The following is a 22,081-nucleotide window of genomic DNA, read 5'->3' on the forward strand; positions in this document are numbered from 1 at the left end:
ACAGTGGACAGCATCGCACGGGCCCGGAAGGAAAGGCGGGTGCGGGCCGCGCGGCCTCCCTAGATTGCGAAGAATGCACGTCGCTGACGCCCACGTCGAATCCCACCGGCTGCGCCTGTCCGGCCGGCATGCCGTCCTGGAGGTGTCGTGTCCGCTGCCCGGAGTGCTGCGGCTGAGACACGCGCCGGTGTCGTCGGAGATCGGCTTCCTCCATCCCGAGCTGCCCGGCAAGCGGTCCTGGTCCGTCATCGCCGAAGGGGTCCACCCCTTGAAGGTCGAGCGCGACGGCGAGCGCGCGCGGGTGACGGCGGAGGGTGTGTCCCTGGACGTGGACACGGAGTCGGGGACGTGGCGCTTCCGGGACGCGCATGGGCGCGAGCTGGCGCGCTGCGTGGACGTGTCCGGCGAGGTGCAGGCCGCGTATCCGATGAGCCGGCACCGCGCGCGGCTGAAGCTGCGGGCGCCAGAGGGCGAGCGCTACCTGGGGTTCGGAGAGAAGGTGGGGCCGCTGGACAAGCGCGGCATGCACTTCACGTTCTGGAACACGGACGTGGTGCCGCACCACCCGGACACGGATCCGCTCTACCAGTCCATCCCGTTCTTCATGGGCCTGCGCGACGGCGTGGCGTGGGGGTTCTTCCTGGACGAGTCCTGGCGCTCGGAGGTGGACGTGGCGCTCGCGGACGCGTCGCGGATGGCGTGGGAGTCGTGGGGGCCGGAGCTGGACTGCTACCTCTTCGCGGGGCCCCTGCCCGCGGACGTGGTGCGCAGGTACGCGGCGCTGACGGGGCGGCCTCCCCTGCCCCCGCTGTGGAGCCTGGGCGCGCAGCAGAGCCGCTGGGGCTACGAGAACGCGCAGGACATCCGGGGCGTCATCCAGGGCTACCGTCAGCGCGGCCTGCCGCTGGACTGCGTGTATCTCGATATCGATTACATGGATGGGTACAAGGTCTGGACCTGGGACAGCGCACGCTACCCGGACCCGGCGGGCCTGGTGCGCGAGGCGGCGGCGCAGGGCGTGAGGCTGGTGCCCATCATCGACCCGGCGTTGAAGCTGGAGCCGGGCTGGAACGTGTACGAGGACGCGAAAGCGCGCGACTACCTGGTCCGCTACGACCGGGGCGGCGTGCTGGTGGGCGAGGTGTGGCCCAAGCCCGCGGTGTTCCCGGACCTGACGCGGCCGGAGGTGCAGCGCTGGTGGGGAGGCCTGCACCGCGACTTCGTGGCGCTGGGCATGGCGGGGTTCTGGAATGACATGAACGAGCCGTCGTGCTTCGGGGTGCAGCCGGATGTGGGCATCCTCACGCTGACGAGCGAGCGCGCGGAAGGCACCGGCACGGTGGAGGGCAAGACGCTGCCGTACGACGCGCGGCACGGGGAGAAGCGGCACCTGGAGGTGCACAACGTCTACGCGCTGGGCATGGCGAAGGGCGCGTTCGAAGGTCTGCGCGAGCTGCGTCCGGAGGCCCGGCCGTTCCTGCTGACGCGGGCGGGGTTCGCGGGCATCCAGCGGTACTCGGCGGTGTGGACGGGGGACAACTCCAGCCACTGGACGCAGCTGGAGACGTCGCTGCCCATGTTGATGGGGTTGGGCCTGGCGGCGGTGGCGCTCACGGGGGTGGACATCCCGGGCTTCATCGGCCGGGCGAACGGCGAGCTGCTGGTGCGCTGGATGCAGACGGGCACGTTCTACCCGTTGATGCGCAACCACGCGGGCAAGGGAACGTCGCCGCAGGAGCCGTGGCGCTTCGGAGAGCCCTACTTGACGCTGGCGCGAGCGGCGCTGGAGCGGCGGTACCGGCTGCTGCCCACGCTGTACACGCTGATGCACGAGGCGTCGGAGACGGGGCTCGCGCCGATGAGGCCGCTGTTGATGGAGGCGCCCGGAGACGCAGACGCGGCGGGCGCGTTTGATCAGTTCCTGTTCGGGAGGGATTTGCTGGTGGCGCCGGTGGTGCGGCCGGGGCAGACGAAGCGGCTGGCGTACCTGCCGGCGGGTGCGTGGTTGGAGTGGCCGGGGCTGGAGCGGCCGGGAGAAGTCCGCGAGGGAGGCCGGCACGTCATCGCGGACGGGCCTTTGGACACGGTGCCGGTGTGGCTGCGCGCGGGAGGCGCTGTGGCGCTGACACGGCCGGCGCTGCACACCACGGACGCGAACTGGAAGCACCTGGAGTGGCACGTGCACGCGGCGCCGGAGATCCACGGCCGGCTCTACGAGGACGCGGGAGACGGCTACGGCGAGTCACGGCTCACGGAGCTGCGCGGCGGAGTGACAGACGGAGTGCTGCGATTGGAGCGGAGTGAGACGGGCACGCTCGCACGGGCGCGCACGGAGGAGACGGTGCGGGTGTATGGGCTGACGTCGGCACGGCGGGTGACGGGAGCGCGAGCACACCGTTTCGAGGACGGGGTGCTGGAGCTCCAGGTCGCCGCGGATTGGACGCGGCTGGACGTGGCGCCGTAGGTCAGAGGACGGGGATCTCCTTGAACACGACGCCTTCGAATCCGAAGCGGTTCACGGCGTCCACGAAGCGCTCCGTGGCGATGATGATGGTCGTGTAGTCGGTCAGCCGGAACAGGTCCAGGTCGCCGGTCAGGGTGCTCCCATCAAGGATGGGCGCGTCTGGATAGCTGCCTCCTTGCCGCCCGCACCGTTCGCAGGGGCGTTCCCGTCCGCCCGGGAAGCAGCTGTCGTGCAGTCGGCCTCGGCAATGGATCTCGACCTCCCGCAGCTCCACCTCGACCTTGCTCCGAAAGCGCAGGTCCATCTTGCTCGCACGAAGGGCGATACCTGCTTCACGCAGCAGGTCCACGATCTCGCTCCGCATCACCAGGGTCCAAGGGTCATACAGATCGAGTGCACTCCACTTGCCGGAGGCCTTGCCGATGAGCGGCCCGAACTCGGCCCCTGGCAGCAGTGGCGCCTCAAAGGGCACCTGAAGCCTGACGAGATCACGCAGTCGCTCGTACTCTTCGAGCGGAACCTGCCTTGCTTCCGCAAGCTCCTCACGGTGGGCCCAGCCAGAGAGATCCACGGAGGGATACGCCTCTCCCAGTCCACCAGGGCTGGACCCACACACAGGACACAACCCTCCCGGCAATCCCCATCGGTGCGTGCCATCGATGAATCCGGTGAAGCGCGCCCCTTTCGCAGCATTCACTTCAAAGAACCTCACGGCTCCTCCGGCGACTAGCGAAGCTGATAGTAGGAAACAATGGGACCCATGATGTTGAAGTCAACGATCATCCGAGCCAGTGGGTCCTGGATCTCCTTCGGAGTCGCATTCGAGTTCTTGCGAGAGAAGTCACGCCACGCCTGATTCCAGGGCCCACCACGTCCTCCCGGCCCATGGATTCGCACGTGCTCCGCACGAGGAATGACCATCGTGAAGTCATGCACATTGATTCTTCCCCGCCACCAGAAGAACTCGGCGAGCCGTTCCTCTTGGGAGTAGAGGTGATGCTTCACCCATCCCGAGCCGGAGGGCTTCCTGCCATCGGGAGGCGGAGCAGGCGCGGGATGGTTGTACCAACGGATGACGAAGATGGCGTCGCGGTCACCCGGGAGAGACTGAGCGCTGCCCCAGTTGCGCCGGGGACCAGAACCGGGTGCCGCTGATGACACGGGAGGCCGGATGCCTCCCCGTGCCAGCAACCCCCCGGTGTCCTCGCAGCGATAGAGGCCACAGAGGTCGTCGGCACAGACCAGTGCCACGCACCGGTCATGCCCTCCGCAGGCGTCGTCCTCCGCTGTGCCCCAGTCCTCCAACGCGGGCAGGGGCGCGGACGCGCAACCTGCCAGCCATACGCACAAAACAATCGCGAAGAGCCTCACCACAGAGGCGCCATGTTCTCCACGTACTTGAAGCCCGTGCCCGTGTTGAACACGACCACCGTCTCCTCCGGCTTCACGTCCCCGGCGGCCTGAAGCTTCTTGAGCGCCGCCACGCACGCGCCACCTTCCGGCGCCATGAACAGCCCTTCCGCAGCGGCTGCGTCCTTCGTGCCCTGGACGATCTCCTCCTCCGTCACAGACACCGCCGTGCCGTGGCTGGCCTTCACCGCGCGCAGGATGAGGAAGTCGCCCAAGGCCTTCGGCACCCGCAGGCCGTGCGCATGCGTCGTCGCGCCCTGCCACATGGGCGCGTCCGGCTTGCCTTCCGCGTGCGCCTTCACGATGGGCGCGCAGCCTTCCGCCTGCACCGCCACCATCCGAGGCCGCTTCGAATCAATCAGCCCCATCGCCTCCATCTCGTCGAAGGCCTTCCACATCCCGATGAGCCCCGTGCCCCCGCCCGTCGGGTACAGGATGACGTCCGGCAGCGTCCACCCGAGCTGCTCCGCCAGCTCGTAGCCCATCGTCTTCTTGCCCTCGACCCGGTAGGGCTCTTTCAGCGTGGCGCACTCGTACCAGCCATGCTCCTTCGCCAACCCCGCGCACACCCGGCCCGCGTCGGAGATGAGCCCGTCCACCGTCTCCACGTGCGCGCCGTACGCCCGCGTCTCCATCAGGAACAGCGACGCGATGTCCTTCGGCACGAAGACGTGCGCCTCCAGCCCGCCTCGCGCCGCGTACGCCGCCAGCGCGCTGCCCGCGTTGCCCGCGGAGGGCAGACACACCGCCTTCGCGCCCAGCACCTTCGCCATGGACACCGCGGCGGACAGGCCGCGTGCCTTGAAGGAGCCCGTCGGGTTGCCGCTCTCGTCCTTCACCCAGACCCGCTGCAATCCCAGCCATGAACCCAGCCGGGGCGCGGGGAGCAGCGGCGTGAAACCTTCGCCCAACGACAGGCGCTGCGCCGGGTCGTCCACCGGCAGCACCTCGTGGTAGCGCCACATGGAGCGCTCACGTCCAGGCAGCGCTTCCTTGCGCAGCGTCTTCGCCGCGCGCTCCAGGTCGTAGCGGGCGAACAGCGGCGCCTGACACGCCGTGCACAGGTTCCACACCTTGCCCGGCGCATACGTCTGGTCGCACTTCGTGCATTCAAGTCGGAGGACGGACATGCCTCCGACTCTACTCAGTCCTTCAACTCCAGCCACACCGGCGCGTGGTCCGACGGCTGCTGTCCCTTGCGCTCCTCGCGGTCCACGTCACAGGCCGTGAGCCGGGGCACCAGCGGCGCCGTGAGGAACAGGTGGTCGATTCGCACGCCCTTGTTCTTGGGGAACATCAGCATCCGGTAGTCCCACCAGGAGAACTTCTGCACGTCCGGGTGCAGCTTGCGGAACGCGTCCGTCAGGCCAAACGCACACACCTGCTGGAGCGCATCCCGCTCGCGCAACGTGAAGAGCGTCTGCCCTTCCCACTGCGCCACGTCGTACACGTCGATGGGGTCCGGCGCGATGTTCCAGTCCCCGCCCATCACCACCAGATCGTCCGGCTTGTGGCGCGTGTCCAGGTAGTTGCGCAGCCGCCGGTACCACTCCAGCTTGTACACATACGCGGGCGAGTCCACCTGCTGCCCGTTGGGCGCGTACGCGCTCACCACGCGGATGCCGTTCACCGTCGCGCTGATGAAGCGCGCGTGCGTGTCATCCACCCCGTCCGACAGACCCCGGATGACGTCCGTGGGCTCCGTCTTCGCCAGGATGGCCACGCCGTTGTACGTCTTCTGCCCGTGCACCGCGGCGAAGTAGCCCGCCTCCTTCACCGCGTCGAAGGGGAAGTCCGCGTCGGTGCACTTGAGCTCCTGCAGGCACAGCACGTCTGGCTGGGCGCTCTTCAGCCAGTTGACCAACCGCTGCTGCCGAGCCCTCACCGAGTTCACGTTCCAGGTCGCGATTCGCATGCGCCGCGGACCGTCGCACGCGGCCCACGCCCCTGCCACGCTTTTCCCCTCGCGCCTGTGGCCCCAGGGACACACCCGCCGCCTCCCAGAGGGAAAATCCGTTGGCACACCGGTCGCAACAGAGGGTGGCCATGAACCCGAAGACGCGCACCCGGTCCCGTCGCCCCGCCTCCTCCCGGCGCTTCACCGTGCCGCCCGCGCTTCGCAAGGCCCTCATCCCCGCCGCGCTCGCCGCCCTGGGGCTCGCCGCGTGGGAGGACGTGCCCCTGCCCCGCCTGCTCAAGCCCTGGCTCTCGCACGCCCTGGAGGCCCGCGCGGGCCAGGGCCCTGTCGCCGCCGCTCCCACCCTGCCCCTGGCCGTCACGGTCCTGGAGCCCTCGCTGATGGCCGCCCCACTCCTCGTGGACGAGGCCGCCCCGATGGAGGCTCCCACCGACGCCCCCGTCCCCGGTGACGCCCTGGCGCTGCCGCACACGCACGCCCGCCGGGTGGACCACGTGGCCCGCGCCCAGGGCCTACGCGAGCTGGGGGACCTGTCCGGCGCCGTGACGGAGCTGCGCCGCGCGCTGCACGACGACCCGGGCGCCACGGACGCCCTGGCGCAGCTGGCACGCACGGCCCGGCTGGCCGGGGACACGCGGCTCGCCATCGGCGCGTACGCCCGGCTGGGGCAGGCGGAGCCCCATGACGCGGGGGCGCTGGTGCAGCAGGCGCGGCTGCTGGTGTCGGAAGGGCGCTTCCCGGACGCCGTCCGCGTGGGCGAGGAGGCGCTCTTGCGCGACCCGGAGGACCCGGAGGTGTACCAGGTGCTCGGCCGCGCGCACCTGGGCGCCCAGGAGCTCACCTCCGCCATCCTGCGCTTCCAGCAGGCGGTACACCTGGACCCCGAGCACGGCCACGCGCTCAACAACCTGGGCTTCGCCTACCTGCGCGCCAACGACAACGCGCGCGCCGTGGAGATCCTCACCCAGGCCGCCAGCCTCCTGCCGCACGTGGCCTACGTGCAGAACAACCTGGGCGTCGCTTGCGAGCGCCTGGGCCGGCTGGAGGAGGCCCGCGCCGCCTACGCCGCCGCCACCCGGCTGTCGCCCCGCTACGTCCAGGCCCGCGTCAACGCGGAGCGGGTGGGCCGCGTGGCCCGGGCCGACCCGGCGGGTCCTGTCACGCCGGAGCCGCTCCCGCCCGCCGCGCCGTAGGGCGGGCAGCCAGGAAACAGCCCCCGTTTCCGGGGGGATGGCCCGGACGGGTTCACCCCGCCCGCCCCCCGGTCTAACCTCCAATCCTTCATCCTGCCTTCACGAGCGTCATGACTCCGGCCCGACCGATGCCTCCCTCTCCCGAGCCCCTCCCCCCGGCCCCGACCGGAGCCCCGCCGCCCAGGAAGGGCGGCTTCGGCGCCGCGCTGTGGCGCTGGACGAAGCGGCTGCTGGTGCTGGGCGCCGTCGGGCTGGTGCTCCTCATCGGCGTGTGCGTGGGCACGTACGTCTACTTCAGCCGCGACCTCCCCTCCGTGGAGTCGCTGCGCAACTACCAGCCGCCGCAGGTGACGAAGGTGACGTGCGCGGACGGCTCGCTCTGCGCGGAGTACGCGCTGGAGCGCCGCACGCTCGTGCGCATGGAGGACCTGCCCCCGCACGTGCGCAACGCGTTCCTCGCCGCCGAGGACGCGGACTTCTACAAGCACGAGGGCCTGGACCCCTTCGGCATCCTGCGCGCGGGCGTGAAGAACCTCATCCCCGGCAGCCGCAAGTCCGGCGCGTCCACGCTCACGCAGCAGGTCGTGAAGAACATGCTGCTCACGCCCGAGCGCAGCCTGGGCCGGAAGATCCGCGAGTGGATCCTCACCCCGCGCCTGGAGCAGGCGCTCACGAAGGACCAGATCCTCAGCCTCTACATCAACGGCGTGTACTTCGGGCAGCGCCGCTACGGGCTGGAGGAGGCGGCGCTCTACTACTTTGGCAAGCACGCCAAGGACCTGACCGTGGGCGAGGCCGCCGTGCTCGCGGGCACCGTGCAGTCCCCCCACCGCATCAACCCGGTGGCGAACATCACCCGCGCCAAGGCGCGCCAGCGCTACGTGCTGGAGCAGATGGCGGGCCAGGGCTTCGTGCCGCGCGCGGTGGTGGACGCGGAGAAGGACAAGCCCATCGTGCTCGCGCCGCGCAAGACGGTCAGCGCGGGCGCCTTCTACGCGGAGGAGATCCGCCGCACGCTGATTGAACGCTACGGAGAGAAGACGGTGATGGAGGGCGGCCTGCGCGTGGACATCGCGCTCGTGCCCAAGCTCCAGGCCACCGCCGAGCAGGCCGTGCGTGACGGCCTGGAGGCCGTGGACCGGCGCCAGGGCTACCGGGGCGCACAGGGCAAGCTGGAGGAGGCGCAGTGGAAGCGCTACCGCGAGCTCATCGTCCAGCGCATCGACGAGGCCGGCCGCCGCCAGAAGGACCAGGGCTATGTCGCGGACCTGGCGCCGCTGGCCCAGCCGCTCGCCGCCGCGGCCCCGGCGAAGGCGCCCACCGCGCAGGAGGTCGAGGGCGCCGAGGAGCAGCAGCCCGCCGCGCTGGCTGCGGACACGGACTCGGAGGAAGAGGAGGCCCGGTCGCCGGAGCGCGAGCGCGTGGGCCAGGTCCTCCTCAAGCCGATGGAGGAGGGGCTGCGCCTCACCGGCTATGTCACGGAGGTGGACGCGAAGCGCAACGTGGCGCGCGTGGACCTGGTGGGCCGCACCGCGGAGGTGTCCTTCGACTCCGTCACCTGGGCGCGGCAGAAGAAGAAGAGCGCTCCCAAGAACATCTCGGACGTGTTCACGCCCGGGGAATTGGTGTTCGTGCGCGTGCTCAAGGCCCCTCCGGCGCCGGCCTTCGTGGAGGCCACGTTGGATCAGGTGCCCGTGGTGCAGGGCGGACTCGTGGTCATCAACCCGGCCAACCGCAACGTGGTGGCCATGGTGGGCGGCTATGACGCGGAGCGCTCGTCGTTCAACCGTGCCACGCAGGCGAAGCGGCAGCCGGGCTCGTCGTTCAAGCCCTTCATCTACGGCGCGGCGCTGGCCAGCGGCCGCTTCACCCCGCTCTCCATGGTGAACGACGCGCCGGAGTCCATCCGCGACCCGTACACGGGCAAGACGTGGCGGCCCAAGAACTTCGACGGGCGCTTCGAGGGGCCCATGACGCTGCGCACGGCGCTGAGCAAATCGAAGAACACCGTGTCCGTGCGGCTCATCGAGTCGATTACGCCCGCGACCGCCATCGACTTCGCGCGCCGGGCAGGCATCCGCTCCGCGCTGCCGGAGAACCTCACGCTGGCCCTGGGCACCGGCGAGGTGACGATGCTGGAGGCCGTCAACGCGTACGCCACGCTCCAGGCCAACGGCCGCTACGCGGAGCCGCTGACGCTCTTGCGCGTGCGCGACGCGAAGGGCACGGTGCTGGAGGAGCACCAGCCGGCCTTCGAGGAGACGCTGCCCCCGGCGGTGGCGTACCTCACGACGTCGCTGATGCGCAGCGTGGTGGAGGACGGCAGCGCGCGCGCGGTGCGGGAGCTGAACCGGCCCGCCGCGGGCAAGACGGGCACCACCAACGAGTCCAAGGACACGTGGTTCAACGGCTACACCATGGACTGGGTGGCCAGCGCGTGGGTGGGCTTCGATGACAACACGCCCCTGGGCAGCAGCGAGACGGGTGGCCGGGCCGCGCTGCCCATCTGGCTCAACTTCATGCGGGTGGCGGAGGAGGGCCTGCCCGCGCGCGACTTCGAGGTGCCGCCGGGCGTCACCCAGGTGCGCATCGACCCCGTCACCGGGCTGCTCGCCGGCAACGCCGTTCCGGGCCGGATGGAGCCCTACCTGGAGGGCACCCAGCCCACCGCCGAGGCCCCGCCGCCCGGACAGGTGACGCCGGACAACTACTTCCTGGAGGAAGGTGGCAAAAGGGGGCTGTGAGTCGCTCGCTCCTTTCGCTGGTCCTCGCGCTCGCGCTCGCCCTGCCCGCCCATGCGGATCAGGACGACAGCGCGCCCCCTGCCTCCGCCCGGCTGGCCCTGGCCGTGGCCGACGCCATCCGCGGCGCGCCCGCGGAGGCGCCCGTGGCCCTCTGCCTGTCCGGAAGCTCCCCGGAGTTGCGCCGGGCCTTCGGGACGCTGCTCGCCGCGCGGCTGTCCGCGATGAACCTGGGGCCGGTGGCGCTGGACGTGCCGCCCGAGCGCGCCGAGGCCGCCGCGCGCGAACAGGGGGCCCGCTCGCTGGCGCGGCTCACGCTGGACGTGGAGGGCGGCGAGCTGGTGGCGCGCGGTGACGTGCTGGGCACGTGGGTGAACTTCTGGTCCGGCCGCACGCCCACGCGTCCACCGAAGCCCGCCGCCGCCGTGGCCGAGGGCGTGGAGGCCGACGCCGCGGTGCTCGCGCTGGCGGCGGTGGGGACGCCGTCCTCGGGAGTGACGGGCCCGGGTCCGCGGGAGCGGCGGCCGGTGCGCCTCCTGGGCGCGGTGTTCGCGAGGCTGGAGACGCCGCTGGCCGCGCTGGCGGCGGGGGACCTGGATGGCGATGGCCGCGATGAAGTGGCCGCGCTCACCGAGCACGAGGTGGTGGTGTTCGGCGCGGACGGGCGGGTGCTCGCGCGGCGGGAGCTGGAGGGCGCGGCGGCCACGGCGACGACGCGCGAGCCCTTCGGAGCGCTGGCGGTGCTGACGGGGCCGCCGCGATTGGCGGCCTGGAGCACGCGGTATGCGCGCGGCGAGGTGCTGGTGCTGGACAAGGCGAAGGGGACGCTGCGTTCGACGGGGACGCTGGACGCCGCGCCGCTGGGGACGGCGGAGCGCGGGGCGTTCGTGCCGGGGCAGACGGTGTTCGCGCCCGAGGTCCGGTTGGCGGACGGACGGAGCCTCACGGTGCCCGCGCCCTTCGGCACGGCGAGCATCGCGGCCCCGCGCATGCTGTTCGTGCACGCGGACAGCACGGCGTCGCTCTACACGCGCCCCACGTCCGCGCCGATGAAGGTGTCCGGGCTGGGCGCGGGCAGCGCGCTGGGAGACCTGGATGGGGACGGGGTGCCGGAGCTGCTCACCACGTCACCGCAGCTCCAGCCTTCGCCGGACACGCTGCGGGTGCTGTCGTTGAGCTCCGACGCGCCGATGGCGCACGAGCCCCTGTGGCAGGGAGCGCTCCCGCCGGGCCGGGCGCTGTACGTGGTGACGGCGGACCTGGATGGCGACAAGCGCCGCGAAGTCCTCGTGGGTTCGTGGAAGCCGGACGGCACGAGCGAGCTGTTCCTCCTGCGCCAGGGTGCACCGTGATGAAGGCTCAAGCGCCACGAGACGTCGCGGGCGACCTCACGCGGCAGCGACACGAGCGAGCTGTTCCTCCCGCGCAAGAATGCACCGTGATGAAGGTTCACAAGCGCAGCGAAGTCCTGGTGATGGCGTCGCGTTCCAGCCGGACGCCGCTCCAACCAGTGCGCCGCGACGCAGCGGCGGCACCGCGATATGGACGGGAGGGCACCACGATGCTGCGCGGTGCCCTCGCGGGATTCGTGCTGCTGTCCTCCACTCCGGCACTGGCGGCCAGCCGTCCGCGCTACGGCGGCGAGCTGCGGGTGGCGCACGCGGGGCCCCCTGAAATCGGTGAGCCCGCGCTCGCGGACACGCCGATGGAGGCCGCGCTGCTGGGCCTGCTGACGCGCCCCGTGTGCCGCGTGGACCCCGGCGGACAGGTGCACCCAACGCTGTCGCGCGAAATGACGCGTCCCGTACCGCAGGCCCTGCGCGTGACGATGCCCTCCGCGGCCAGCGCGACCGCCGTGGCCCGCGCGTGGACGCGGCTGTCCTCCGCGGAGTCGCAGTCTCTGTACCGCGCGCTCCTGTATCCGCTGCGCGGCGATGGCCGGCAGGTGACGTCCTCGGGCGCCACGCTGGACCTGGCGCTGGCGTTTCCGTGGCCCGACCTGGAGCGCGCCCTGTGCCACCCTGCCCTCGCGGCACCGCCGTCGCCCGCGTCGGGACCGTTCAGCGCCGCGGGCCGGGGCGTGCTGGAGGCCCAGGCCACGTGGCCCGAAGGCCGTCCGTACCTGGACCGGCTGGCGCTCACCGCCACGGATGAGCGGGGCCTCGCGCGGCTGTGGTCCGCGAGGCAGGTGCAGGTGGCGTTGGGCACGCCCCCCGACGACAACACCCTCACGGGCGCAGCGCTGTACGCGACCTATCTGGCGTACTCGCCCCGGAAGGTGCCCGCGGACTTCCGCCAGGCGGTGGAGAGCGCCATCGACCGCGAGGACCTCACGCGCCTCTTCGTGAGGGGCCCCGCGGTGCCCATGGCGAACCTGCTGCCACCCGCGCTGATGCCCCAGGGACCCAAGCCCCGGCCCACCGCACCGCCGGCGGGAGCAACCCGCAAGGTGACGCTCGTCTATGACGCGGCGCTGGCGGATCAACGCGCCGTGGCCGAACGCATCCAGGTGAAGCTGCACGACCAGGGCTACACCGTCGCGCTGGAGCCCCAGTCGCGAGCCGCGCTGCGAAGCCGTCAGGCGAAGGGCGACTTCGAGCTGATGCTCAGCGCGTTCCTGCTCCCGCCCGTTCCCGGTCCCGCGCTGGCGGTGGTGCTGGAAGCAGGAGGACGCCGGGATCTGCTCGGTGTGGAGCTGCCGCCCATCGGGGCTTTGACGGACGCTGGAGCCCGGGACGCGAGAAGCCGCGAACGGGCCGTGGCGCTCGCGCCCTCCGTGCCCCTCATCCCGCTGTACGCCCAGGGACTCGCCCTGCGCGCGGTGCCGGAAGTGACGGGGCTGATGCTGGACGCCCAGGGACTGCCGGTGCTCGAAGGCGCCTGGTTCGCCCCCGTCGAGGCCACTGGTGGCGGAGGCCGGCCATGAGCCCTGCCGGTGAGGCTACGCATGCAGCGTCCAGGTCCTGCCGTCGCGCGTCCTTCGGGCGGCGCAAGCCCGCGATGAGCCCCACCCATGCGGCGGCCCCTGGGAAGGACCGGCCCGCATGCGCCTGAGGACCCGGCTCGCGCTCGCGTTCGCCCTGCTCGCGCTGGTGCCGCTGGCGGTCGTCGTCCCCCTGACGCTGACGCGCCTGCGCGACACGCTGTCGCGCGAGCTCGACGCGCGCATGACGGCCGCCACCGCCTCCGCGCAGGAGTCCCTGGAGCGCTCCGCCGCCAACGCGCGCCGCGCCGTCGAGGAGTTGGTGGAGAGCCCCGCCATGGAGGACCTCGTGCGCGACGCGCGCACCGCCCCCTTGCGCGTCATCCAGGCCAACACCGCCGAGGGCCTGATGAAGAGCCGCGGCCTCACCGTGCTCACGCTCTTCGACCGCAACGGCACCGTGCTGTCCTCCGGCCACCTGCCCGCCCGGCGCGGCGACCCGGACCCCGCCCTGTTCGCCGTGACGAAGGAGAAGTCCCCCAGGCCCGTCCCCGTCCGCGTGGATGTCCGGGGCGACGCGGGCCTGCGCCAGGTCCCCGCGCTCGTCACCGCGCGCCCCGTGGACTACGGCGACGTGCGCCTGTGGGCCGTGGGCGGCGTGGTGCTGGACGACGGCCTGGCCCAGCACCTGGCCCGCCTCACGCAATCCGACGTGACGCTCCTGTCCGGCGGCACCCAGGTCGCGCACGCCGGCAGCGCGGCCCCGCCCACCGTGGAGCAGGTGCTGCCGCTGGGTGACGCTGCCTCCGTGCGCCTCACCTTCAGCCGCGCCGCCGCGCGCGAAGCCGAAGAGGGCGTCATGCGCGCGTTCCTCCTGCTCGCCGGCCTGGGCCTGGGCTTCGCGGCGCTCCTGGGCCTGCTGGTGTCGCGCTGGATGACGCGGCCCGTGGAGGCCCTCACCTCCGGCGCCCGCCGTGTGGCGGAAGGCGCGCTGGACGTCCAGGTGACATCCCGCGCCACCGGCGAGGTGGGCGAACTGGTCCGGACGTTCAACCACATGACGTCCGAGCTGAAGAACACCACCGAGCGGCTGATGGCCACCGAGCGCATCGCCGCGTGGCAGGAGGTCGCCCGGCGGCTGGCGCACGAAATCAAGAACCCCCTCACCCCCATCCGCATGTCGCTGGAGACGCTGATGGCCGCGCACGAGGCGCGCCACCCCAGCTTCCCCACCCTCTTCAAGGAGAGCGCGGGCGTGGTGCTGGAGGAGGTGGAGCGGCTGCGGCGCATCGTGGACGAGTTCAGCCGCTTCGCCCGCCTGCCCAAGCCCCAGCTCGCCCCGGTGGACCTGAGCGAGCTGACCCAGAGTGTCCTGTCGCTCTACGCCGCGCCCCCCGAAGGCATCCAGCTGGTCCCCGCGCTCCAGACGGGCGTGGTGGCCCGCGCGGACCGCGACCAGCTCACCCAGGTGCTCGTCAACCTGGTGAAGAACGCGGAGGAAGCCATGACGGGCAAGGGCGGAAGCCTGCGCGTGCGCGTGAAGGGCACGGACGCGGACGCCATCGTGGAGGTGGAGGACGAAGGCCCCGGCATCCCCCTGGAGCACCGCGCCCGCATCTTCGAGCCCTACTTCACCACCAAGGACGGCGGCACCGGCCTGGGGCTCGCCATCGCCGCGCGCATCCTCCAGGAGCACGGCGGCCGCCTGGAGGTCGGCGGAGAGCCGGGCCAGGGCGCCCGCTTCAGCGTCGTGCTCCCCCGCGCGAGCTGACAGCCCCCACGCAAGAAGGCCCGGCACCTCGTGGAAGAGGTCCCGGGCCTTCGGGGACAACACGTGGCTTCGCGGCCGTCAGTCCTTGACGGGCGTCGCCTTGAGGGCGGCCTTGCCCTCCTTCACGTAGACCTGGAAGCGCACCGTCTTGCACGCGTACTTCGTGACGAGCTGCTCCTTGTTCTTGCGCAGCTTCTGCACGAACTTGTCGTACGTCAGGCCGTCCGCCTGCTCACCGCAGCGCTCGCGCGTGGTGACGAACTCGCGGAAGACGTCCTGGAAGTGCTGCTCCTCCGACAGCGCCGCCGCCGCCGCGCCGTTGACGCCCGGCATGGGCAGCGGAATGGCCTGCGCCCCGGTGGAGCGCGGAGCCGGCATCGGGATGGCCTCCGACGTGGGCCGGGTGCTGGCCTGGAGCAGCTCGCGCGGAATCGCCGCCACGCGCGTCGTCTCCGGGGACTCCGGATCCGAGGACTGCGCCGCCGCCAGAGCGAACGGATTGGCCGCCTGCTGGAGCGAGTACGCCGCCGTGGGCTGATCCTCGAAGGCGAACGCGCCGGCCCGCGGCGCCGCCGGGGCAATGGGCTCGGACGAAGGGGCCGGGTGCTCGAAGGGCACCGCGCCCCCGTGCCCGTACGCCGGAGGCGGCGCGAACGGCTCCGCGGCCGGAGGCGGATAGGCCGCGGGCGGAGACGGGAACGGGAACGACTCCACCCCGGCGAACGGATCAGCCAGCGGCGCGGCGGCCGGAGGCGGCGCAGCGAACGGCGCGGCGGACTGGGGCGGCGGCATCGCGAACGGATCCGCCAGCGGCGCGGCGGCCGGGGGCGGCATCGCGAACGGATCCGCGGCCGGAGCCGGCGTGCCCGGGAAGGGGAACGCGTCCGCGCCCCCGAACGGATCCGCGGCCGGCGGAGCGGCCGAGCCGAACGGGTTGGACAGGGGCTCCGAGTGCGCGGCCGACCCGAACGGGTTGGACAGGGGCTCCGAGGCAGCGCTCGACCCGAACGGATCCGCGGCCACCGGCGCCACGGCGGCCGGAGCCGGCGGCGACGTCTGGGCCACGGGCTGCGCGGCGGGCGCGGACTGCTGCGCGGCCATCGCCGCGCCCCAGCCCAGCGTGTCCGAGCCGCCCGACACGGTCTCCTCGTCGGAGGACTTCTTGCCCCCGCCCATCAGCGCCGTCCACACCAGGCTCAGCACGAACAGGCCCGCGAGCGCGAGCAGCGCGGTGTGCTGGTACGCGGCCAGCGGAGCCAGCATCGCCGCCGTGCTCGCGAGGACCACGACTTCATACGGCGTCCCCGTCAGCGCCTGGCGCGAGCCCACGAGCAGCGGCGCCTGGCCGCCCATCGCGTCACCTTGTGTGAAGGCGGGCAGCTGCACCGGGCCCAGCGCCTGGAGCGAGCCCGAGTCCAGCACCGTGTCCTTCGCCCCCGCCGGCAGCCGGGGCAGCGCGCCTTCCAGCCGGTCCTTCGCCGCGCCCACGCCGCCCACCATCTTGTCGCCCTGCGCCAGCCCCACCGCGGCCGCGCCGGAGGCATCCAGCGCGCCCTGCAACGCGGCATCCGCGGCCAGGGGCGCGCCCACCACCAGCGTCAGCGCCGGAGCAGGAGTCCCCTCACCGCTCCACGCGAGCGGCACGGACGCGAACACGTGCGGCGCCCCGAAGGCGTCCACCACGGACGTGCCCGCCTTGGCGAGCGCCGCGACATCCAGCGCCGCGGTGTCCGAGGAAGGCTCGGCGCCCGCGCGCGCGTGGAAGACCGCGTCGCCGGCCACCACCGCCACCACCGCGCCCTGGAGCTCCTGGGGCAGACCGGCTTCGGCGGCGGTGCGCAGCGCGCCGAAGCGCTCCGCGGTGAGCGGCTGCATTCCGCCCGTCTCCTCCGCGTCCTTCGACGCACCGTAGCGGTCGCGCGGAGACTTCGGCGCGGGCGCGGGCGTCAGCGCGCGTACGGCGGCGGCCACCTGGGGGCTGCCGGCGAGCTTCAGCGCCAGGGATTGCACTTCCGCGCGGCGTGCATCCACGCGACGCGCGACCTCGCCGGTGCCCGACGCGGCCTGGAGTGACGCACCTTCCACCGCGCGCGCACCCAGAGGCGCCGACAGCATCGGGAGGTGAGCCAGGCCCAGTCCGAGGACCAGGAGTGCGAACAGCAGGAACTTGAGGCGGACCATCGCCGTCCTTTAGCCCAGGGGTGAGGGGTCCGCTTATAGCGTCCACCGTTCGACCCCAGCAAGGAACTGGCCCGAAGGAACCCGGGGGCCGGATGCCTGGCTGGCATCCGGAATTCCCGGGCCCTTCGTTCTGTCACAGCCGCTACAACCGGTTGCCTAGTAGTTCGTCGCGTCGGCGTTGAGGTCGAACGGCATGCCGCTGTTCCCCATGCCCTGGCGACGGCGCTCCACCGCGCGTTTGACGGCCTTCTCCAGGCGGTCACGCGTTGCGTCGATGGCCTGGAACAGCGTCTCAGACGTCTCCGTCACGTGAATGGACTCCAGTCCGGGCATGCGCACCGTCACCCGGCACTCCTTGTCCACGCCTCCCTTGGGCCCGTTGATGTCCACGAGCGCGATCTCGATCTCCGACGCCTCGTCCTCGGCGAACCGTTCGATATGCGCCACCAGATGCGTGTCCACGTACGCCTTCAGGTTGTCGTTCAGCCCCAGATGCACTCCCCGCAGCTGCACCTTCATGGATTCACCTCCGGGCACAAACATGGGCAGTCCCCCGCCCGCCCGTGAGGGGCTGTCGCAAGCCCTCCCGCCTGCCCTCCCCCGAAGCAGCCGGCCGGACGTCACCGCGCCCGGGACGCGTTGGACGAATCCCGCGCAGCACCGGGTTGCTCTAGTCGCATGGACGGCGAGCGAATCAAGGTGCTGCTGGTGGAGGACGACGGGGACAGCCGCGAGCTCCTGGCGGAGCTCCTGGAGGACGACTTCGAGGTCACCACCGCGTCGGACGGCGTGGCGGGACTGAAGGCGTTCGAGGCCACGCACCCCGACGTCGTCGTGACGGATGAATCCCTGCCCGGAATGAACGGCACGGAGCTGGCGCAGCAGGTGAAGGAGCGCGAGCCCAGGGCCCGCGTCGTCCTCGTCTCCGGCTACGCACAGGTGGAGGGCGCGGACTACTGCGATGCCGTGTTGCGCAAACCCATTGACGTGGAGCGCCTGAGCCGCATGGTGGGCGAGCTGGGAGACGCGGCGCGGCACTGACGGAAATTCGCGCGGCGCACCGCCTGCCATCCGCGCGAGCCATCCCTAACATTCCAGCCATCGCCCAGGAGGGCCCCATGAGGTACTGCGCACGGTGTGGCTCGGAGTATCAAGACAGTGTCGTGGACTGCACGGATTGCCCCAACCACCCGCCGCTCGTCTCCGCGGAGGAGATGCACGAGCGGGGGCTGCCCCTGCCCCATGAGCTGGATCAACGCCGCTTCGTGAGGGCGGGCATCGCGGACGACCCCGTGACGGCGCAGGTCTTCGTGGACGTGCTGGATGAGCACCGCATCCCGCTCATCGTGCGCCCCGGCCGCTCGGGCGTGGTGGACGAGCTGACCACGGGCAACCTGCTGCCCTGGTGGGAGTTCCTCGTCCCGGACACCGAGCAGGCCCGCGCCGCCCTCCTCCTGGAGGAGGAGAAAGTCCAGGCGCGCGTCTACGCGGACGAGGCCGGCCGCGCGGCGGAGGAAGAGGAGCTTGAGGACGAGCGGGCGCGCCAGGCGCCGGCCGGCAACAGCGCGCCGCCAGCGTACTAGCGGCCCGCTGGCGTCAGGGCGAGCCCACGTCCGCGCTGCCTTGAGCGGGCGCGGGCTGGGACGCGAGCGTGGCGGGCGGACGCCGGGCCTCGAAGAGGCTCACGCCCGTCACCTTCCACTTGTCGTAGCGCGCGTTGCGGGCGAGGAACGTCTCCAGGTCCTCGTCCACCACGCGGTTATAGCCGCCCCTGGACGCGTGGCGCAGGTACGTGCGCTTCTTCTTCTGCACCACGAAGCCCAGGTGGGTGATGCGCGTGGCCTTCAGCGGCAGGTCCTCGCGCATCACGACCAGGATGGTGCCAGAGGCCACGCCACGCGCGTGCCCGAGCACCTTGTCCAACGGAATCATGTCCAGGGTGAAGGTGCCCACGGGCTGACGCTCGCGGGGCAGCTGCAGCGCCATGGACGACTTTGATTGCCAGGTGTGCGCGGTGAGCGTCTTGGTGACGGAGACGGTGTCCTCCTTCGCGTACCTGCGCGTCACGTCCACCAAGAGGCCCTTCTTGATGTTGTTGGGCAGCCACTGCGCTTCCATCAGGTGGTTGCGGTCCTCGTAGGTGGGCGTGCTCGCGTAGCGGATCCGCTCCAGCAGCGCCGGCACCTCCGGCTCGCCGTGCGCCAGGCCCAGGGCCAGCGTCTCCTCCACGAAGGTGAGGCAGTCCACCGCGTCCAGGCGGAAGGTGGGGTCGGGATCCACGCCCTGCCCTTCGCCCAGCGGCGACAGGACATAGGGCGTGTTGAGGAACTTCTCGCTCATGCCCAGCAGGCGCTCCGCCAGCGGGGACTCGGCCTTGTCGGCGATGAGGGCCGCGCGCTGCTCGGGGGTGAGCGCGCTCCAGCCGTTCTCCCGCACGGGCGGAGCCGCCGGGGCCGCCGACTGCGCGGGCGCGGTGAGCGACGCGGGCACCGCGCGCGCCGGGGGCACGGGCGGGTTCTTCGCGGGAGCCTGGGACAACAGCGCGAGCGCGCAGACACCCCAGAGGCTCACGGCGCCACCCCGGCCTTGCGCAGGATGGCCTTGCGGCGGTCGTCCGCGAGCTGGAGCGTCTCCAGTTCCTTCTCGTAGACGAGCTTCTCTTCGCCCTTCGCGTTCCACGACGCGAGCACCAGCCAGTCCAGCGACGCGGCATCGCCGCCCTGGAACAGCACGCGCGCGGCGGTGGCGGCCACGGTGCGGTCCGCGTCCTTCAACAGCGGCGTCAGCACGGGGCTGGCCTTCTTGGCAGGCACGCCCTCGAAGAGCACCAGCCCCTGGCGGCGCACGAACTTGTCCGTGTTTCCCAAAAGCTTCTCCGCGAAGGCGAAGCCCTCCGGCGCGCCCAGCCGGCACAGGCCCCGGGCCGCGGCGAAGCGCGTGCTCTCCGAGTCGCTGTCCAGGTACGTCTTGAGCGCGGCCTTCTGCTTCGCGTCACCGGTGGCGCCCGCGGCCTCCAGCAGCGCCGCGCGGACCTCCAGCTCCGGTTCGTCCTTCGCGGCGGCCATCAGCGGCTTGCCCATCTTCGGGTTCCTCGACGCCCCCAGGGCCCGCGCGGCCTCGCGGCGCACGCCGCTGCTCTTGTCCTGGAGCAGCGGCAGCACGGCGGCGGTGTTGCGGCTGCCCAGCCGGGCCAGGCCCTGCGCCGCGTACATGCGCACGGTGCTGTCGCCGTCCGACGTCAGCTTCACCAGCGTGGCCTCGCCCGTGCGCGCGCCCAGCGACGCCAGCAGCGCCGCCAGGTTGCGGCGGGTGCGCTCCTCGTAGGTGGTGCGCAGAATCGGGCCAATCTCCTCGGCCGCGTAGGCCTCCTGGCGCAGGAAGCGCAGGCGCGACGTGGCGGGGGGCACGGGGGCGCCGTTGGCCACCTGGGTGAGCACCGCGTCCGCCTCCGCGCGGCCCTGGGCCTTCTTGGACGCGGCCCCCGGGCCCGCGAGGCCGGTCAGGGGCAGGAGCAGCACGACGAGCAGGGCACGGACGGACGGTGGACGCACAGGGGCGGAACGATGGCAAGCACGGCACCCGCCGTCAAAGTCCACCCTCCCGCCCGGCCCCCTGCTTCACGCCAACCGCCCGATTCTTGACCCCCCCGGAGGCGATTGATACGACCGGCGACCAGTCTGTCTCCGCTCTGTCGACCGAGGCCCCCGTGATGACGAAGCAGTCGCTCCTGTTGGCGTTCGCGGGCGTGCTGACCGCATGTGGCCCCGTGAAGTCCACGTCCAACATCCTCGACGCCGAGGTGCAGATCCAGGCCGCGCGCACCGCCGGGGCGGAGAAGGAAGCCCCCTACGAGTGGACGGCCGCCAACCTCTACCTGCGGAAGGCGCGGGAGGAGGTCGGCTATTCGGACTACCAGGCCGGTGTGGACTTCGCCGTGAAGGCCTCGCGCTTCGCCAACGAGGCGCGTGAGAAGGCCATGTCCGCGGCCAACAGCGGCGACTCCCAGGGCCGCCCCCAGAACCCGTGACGCCCGAGCGTTCTCCGATGAAGCGTCTGACCCAGTCCGCGCTTTTCACCCTGCTCCTCGCCTCCCTCTCCTGCGTCAGCGGCAACAAGATCCGCGCTGACACGGAGGTGCTCACCGCCGACGTGGAGCGCGCCCGCCGTGGCGGCGCCCTGCGCTGCGCGCCCGCGGAGCTGGCCGCCGCGGAGGCCAACCTCGACTTCGCCCGCGGAGAGCTCAGCCAGGGCAACAGCTCGCGCGCCGCCCAGCACGTGCGCGACGCCGACACCGCGGTGAAGCGCGCCCTGGAGCTGTCCAAGAACTGCGGCCCGCGCCAGGTGCTGGTGCGCGACCGTCCGGAGGCGCCGCAGCAGCCGGAACAGCCCCAGCAGCCCACCCAGCCCCAGCAGCAGGTGGTGGTGAGCATCGAGGAGACGGACAGCGACGGCGACGGCATCCTGGACAAGGACGACCCCTGCCCCGAGCAGGCCGAGGACATGGACGGCTTCCAGGACCAGGACGGCTGCCCGGACCCGGACAACGACGGCGACGGCGTGCTGGACGTGCAGGACAAGTGCCCGCTCATCCCCGGCGTGGCGGAGAACAACGGCTGCCCGCCGGAGGCCCCCAAGGACCGCGACGGCGACGGCGTGCTGGACAACGTGGACCGCTGCCCCGACCAGCCCGAGGACAAGGACGGCTTCGAGGACGAGGACGGCTGCCCGGACCTGGACAACGACATGGACGGCATCGTGGACGGCACGGACAAGTGCCCCAACGAGGCGGGTCCGCTGCAGAACCTGGGCTGCCCCATCGTGGACAAGGACGGGGACGGCATCAACGACGACAAGGACAAGTGCCCGGACGAGCCGGAGGACAAGGACGGCTACCAGGACGAGGACGGCTGCCCGGACCTGGACAACGACAGCGACGGCGTGCCGGACGCGCAGGACAAGTGCCCGAACGAGTCCGGTCCGCAGGAGAACGGCGGCTGCCCGGATCCGGACCGCGACGGCGACGGCGTGGTGGACCGCCTGGACGCGTGCCCTGACGACCCGGGCGTGAAGGAGGAGCGCGGGTGCGCCAAGCAGTACAAGATGGTCATCGTCAAGAAGGACCGCATTGAGATCAAGAAGCAGATCCTCTTCGGCACCGGCTCCGCGAAGATCATCGGCAAGCAGAGCACCAGCATCCTGGATGAGGTGGCGCAGGCGCTGAAGGACGCGCCGTGGATCCGCAAGATGCGCATCGAGGGCCACACCGACTCGCTGGGCAACGACACGGCGAACCTGAAGCTGTCCCAGAAGCGCGCGGACGCGGTGATGGCGCAGCTGCTCAAGCGCGGCATCGACCCGGGCCGCATGGAGGCCGTGGGCTTCGGTGAGACGAAGCCCGTGGCGCCCAACAACACGAAGGCGGGCCGCGCGCTCAACCGCCGCACGGAGTTCAACGTCATCCGGCAGTGACGTGACGCCCC

The 22,081-nt window shown here is 71.8% G+C and carries 17 protein-coding genes; 10 read left to right on the forward strand and 7 right to left on the reverse strand.

Features of this window, described 5'->3' with window-relative positions:
* The first annotated feature begins 73 nt into the window (after positions 1-73).
* Positions 74-2,464 carry a glycoside hydrolase family 31 protein gene (locus JYJ93_RS31190; protein ID WP_206798202.1) on the forward strand — a complete coding sequence of 797 codons (2,391 nt, stop codon included), beginning with the start codon at positions 74-76 and terminating at the stop codon, positions 2,462-2,464.
* 1 nt (position 2,465) lies between these two features.
* On the opposite strand, the gene JYJ93_RS31195 is transcribed toward JYJ93_RS31190, so the two are convergent.
* From JYJ93_RS31195 to xth, 3 genes are all read right to left on the reverse strand, one after another.
* Positions 2,466-3,176, reverse strand: coding sequence for a double-CXXCG motif protein (locus JYJ93_RS31195; protein ID WP_206798203.1), 711 nt, complete (start codon positions 3,174-3,176; stop codon positions 2,466-2,468).
* 655 nt (positions 3,177-3,831) lie between these two features.
* Positions 3,832-5,004, reverse strand: a complete 1,173-nt coding sequence (locus JYJ93_RS31205) for a threonine synthase (protein WP_206798205.1) — start codon at positions 5,002-5,004, stop codon at positions 3,832-3,834.
* Positions 5,005-5,018: 14 nt separating this feature from the next.
* Complete coding sequence (gene xth / locus JYJ93_RS31210; protein WP_014395156.1) at positions 5,019-5,789, reverse strand: exodeoxyribonuclease III; 771 nt, start codon at positions 5,787-5,789, stop codon at positions 5,019-5,021.
* A gap of 131 nt (positions 5,790-5,920) precedes the next feature.
* On the opposite strand from xth, the gene JYJ93_RS31215 reads away from it, so the two are divergent.
* The 5 genes from JYJ93_RS31215 (at position 5,921) to JYJ93_RS31235 (ending at position 14,420) form a co-directional block, all read left to right on the forward strand.
* Positions 5,921-6,985, forward strand: a complete 1,065-nt coding sequence (locus JYJ93_RS31215; protein ID WP_206798206.1) for a tetratricopeptide repeat protein — start codon at positions 5,921-5,923, stop codon at positions 6,983-6,985.
* Between the two features lie 128 nt (positions 6,986-7,113).
* A complete protein-coding gene (locus tag JYJ93_RS31220; protein ID WP_206798207.1) occupies positions 7,114-9,729 on the forward strand; it encodes a PBP1A family penicillin-binding protein in 2,616 nt (871 codons plus the stop codon).
* Positions 9,726-11,078 (forward strand): VCBS repeat-containing protein, encoded by a 1,353-nt coding sequence (locus JYJ93_RS31225; RefSeq protein WP_206798208.1) that lies wholly within the window; start codon positions 9,726-9,728, stop codon positions 11,076-11,078. Before JYJ93_RS31220 ends, JYJ93_RS31225 begins: the two co-directional genes overlap by 4 nt.
* Before the next feature lie 209 nt (positions 11,079-11,287).
* Complete coding sequence (locus JYJ93_RS31230; protein WP_206800548.1) at positions 11,288-12,652, forward strand: ABC transporter substrate-binding protein; 1,365 nt, start codon at positions 11,288-11,290, stop codon at positions 12,650-12,652.
* 118 nt (positions 12,653-12,770) lie between these two features.
* On the forward strand, positions 12,771-14,420 hold the full coding sequence (locus tag JYJ93_RS31235) for an ATP-binding protein (RefSeq protein WP_206798209.1): 1,650 nt from the start codon (positions 12,771-12,773) through the stop codon (positions 14,418-14,420).
* 78 nt (positions 14,421-14,498) lie between these two features.
* Here the strand turns inward: JYJ93_RS31235 and JYJ93_RS31240 are convergent, their stop codons facing one another.
* Complete coding sequence (locus JYJ93_RS31240; protein ID WP_206798210.1) at positions 14,499-16,601, reverse strand: MXAN_5187 family protein; 2,103 nt, start codon at positions 16,599-16,601, stop codon at positions 14,499-14,501.
* 156 nt (positions 16,602-16,757) lie between these two features.
* Complete coding sequence (gene raiA / locus JYJ93_RS31245) at positions 16,758-17,120, reverse strand: ribosome-associated translation inhibitor RaiA (RefSeq protein ID WP_206798211.1); 363 nt, start codon at positions 17,118-17,120, stop codon at positions 16,758-16,760.
* Positions 17,121-17,279: 159 nt separating this feature from the next.
* On the opposite strand from raiA, the gene JYJ93_RS31250 reads away from it, so the two are divergent.
* Positions 17,280-17,642 carry a response regulator gene (locus tag JYJ93_RS31250; RefSeq protein ID WP_014395148.1) on the forward strand — a complete coding sequence of 121 codons (363 nt, stop codon included), beginning with the start codon at positions 17,280-17,282 and terminating at the stop codon, positions 17,640-17,642.
* A 77-nt stretch (positions 17,643-17,719) separates the two neighbouring features.
* Entirely contained in the window at positions 17,720-18,184 is a 465-nt protein-coding gene (locus JYJ93_RS31255; RefSeq protein WP_206798212.1) for a hypothetical protein, read from the forward strand.
* Positions 18,185-18,197: 13 nt separating this feature from the next.
* On the opposite strand, the gene JYJ93_RS31260 is transcribed toward JYJ93_RS31255, so the two are convergent.
* Both JYJ93_RS31260 and JYJ93_RS31265 read right to left on the reverse strand, forming a co-directional pair.
* Positions 18,198-19,172 carry an N-acetylmuramoyl-L-alanine amidase-like domain-containing protein gene (locus JYJ93_RS31260; protein ID WP_206798213.1) on the reverse strand — a complete coding sequence of 325 codons (975 nt, stop codon included), beginning with the start codon at positions 19,170-19,172 and terminating at the stop codon, positions 18,198-18,200.
* On the reverse strand, positions 19,169-20,152 hold the full coding sequence (locus tag JYJ93_RS31265; protein WP_269013110.1) for a HEAT repeat domain-containing protein: 984 nt from the start codon (positions 20,150-20,152) through the stop codon (positions 19,169-19,171). The genes JYJ93_RS31260 and JYJ93_RS31265 overlap by 4 nt, the downstream gene beginning before the upstream one ends.
* Positions 20,153-20,310: 158 nt before the next feature.
* Between JYJ93_RS31265 and JYJ93_RS31270 the strand changes: the two genes are divergently transcribed.
* Together JYJ93_RS31270 and JYJ93_RS31275 are read left to right on the forward strand one after the other, a co-directional pair.
* Complete coding sequence (locus JYJ93_RS31270; protein WP_128795885.1) at positions 20,311-20,628, forward strand: DUF4398 domain-containing protein; 318 nt, start codon at positions 20,311-20,313, stop codon at positions 20,626-20,628.
* A gap of 17 nt (positions 20,629-20,645) precedes the next feature.
* The gene (locus JYJ93_RS31275) at positions 20,646-22,070 is read left to right on the forward strand and encodes an OmpA family protein (protein WP_206798214.1); all 1,425 of its coding nucleotides are present in this window, start codon (positions 20,646-20,648) and stop codon (positions 22,068-22,070) included.
* The last annotated feature ends 11 nt before the right edge of the window (positions 22,071-22,081 follow it).

The organism is Corallococcus sp. NCSPR001 (assembly GCF_017309135.1).
Taxonomy (GTDB): domain Bacteria; phylum Myxococcota; class Myxococcia; order Myxococcales; family Myxococcaceae; genus Corallococcus.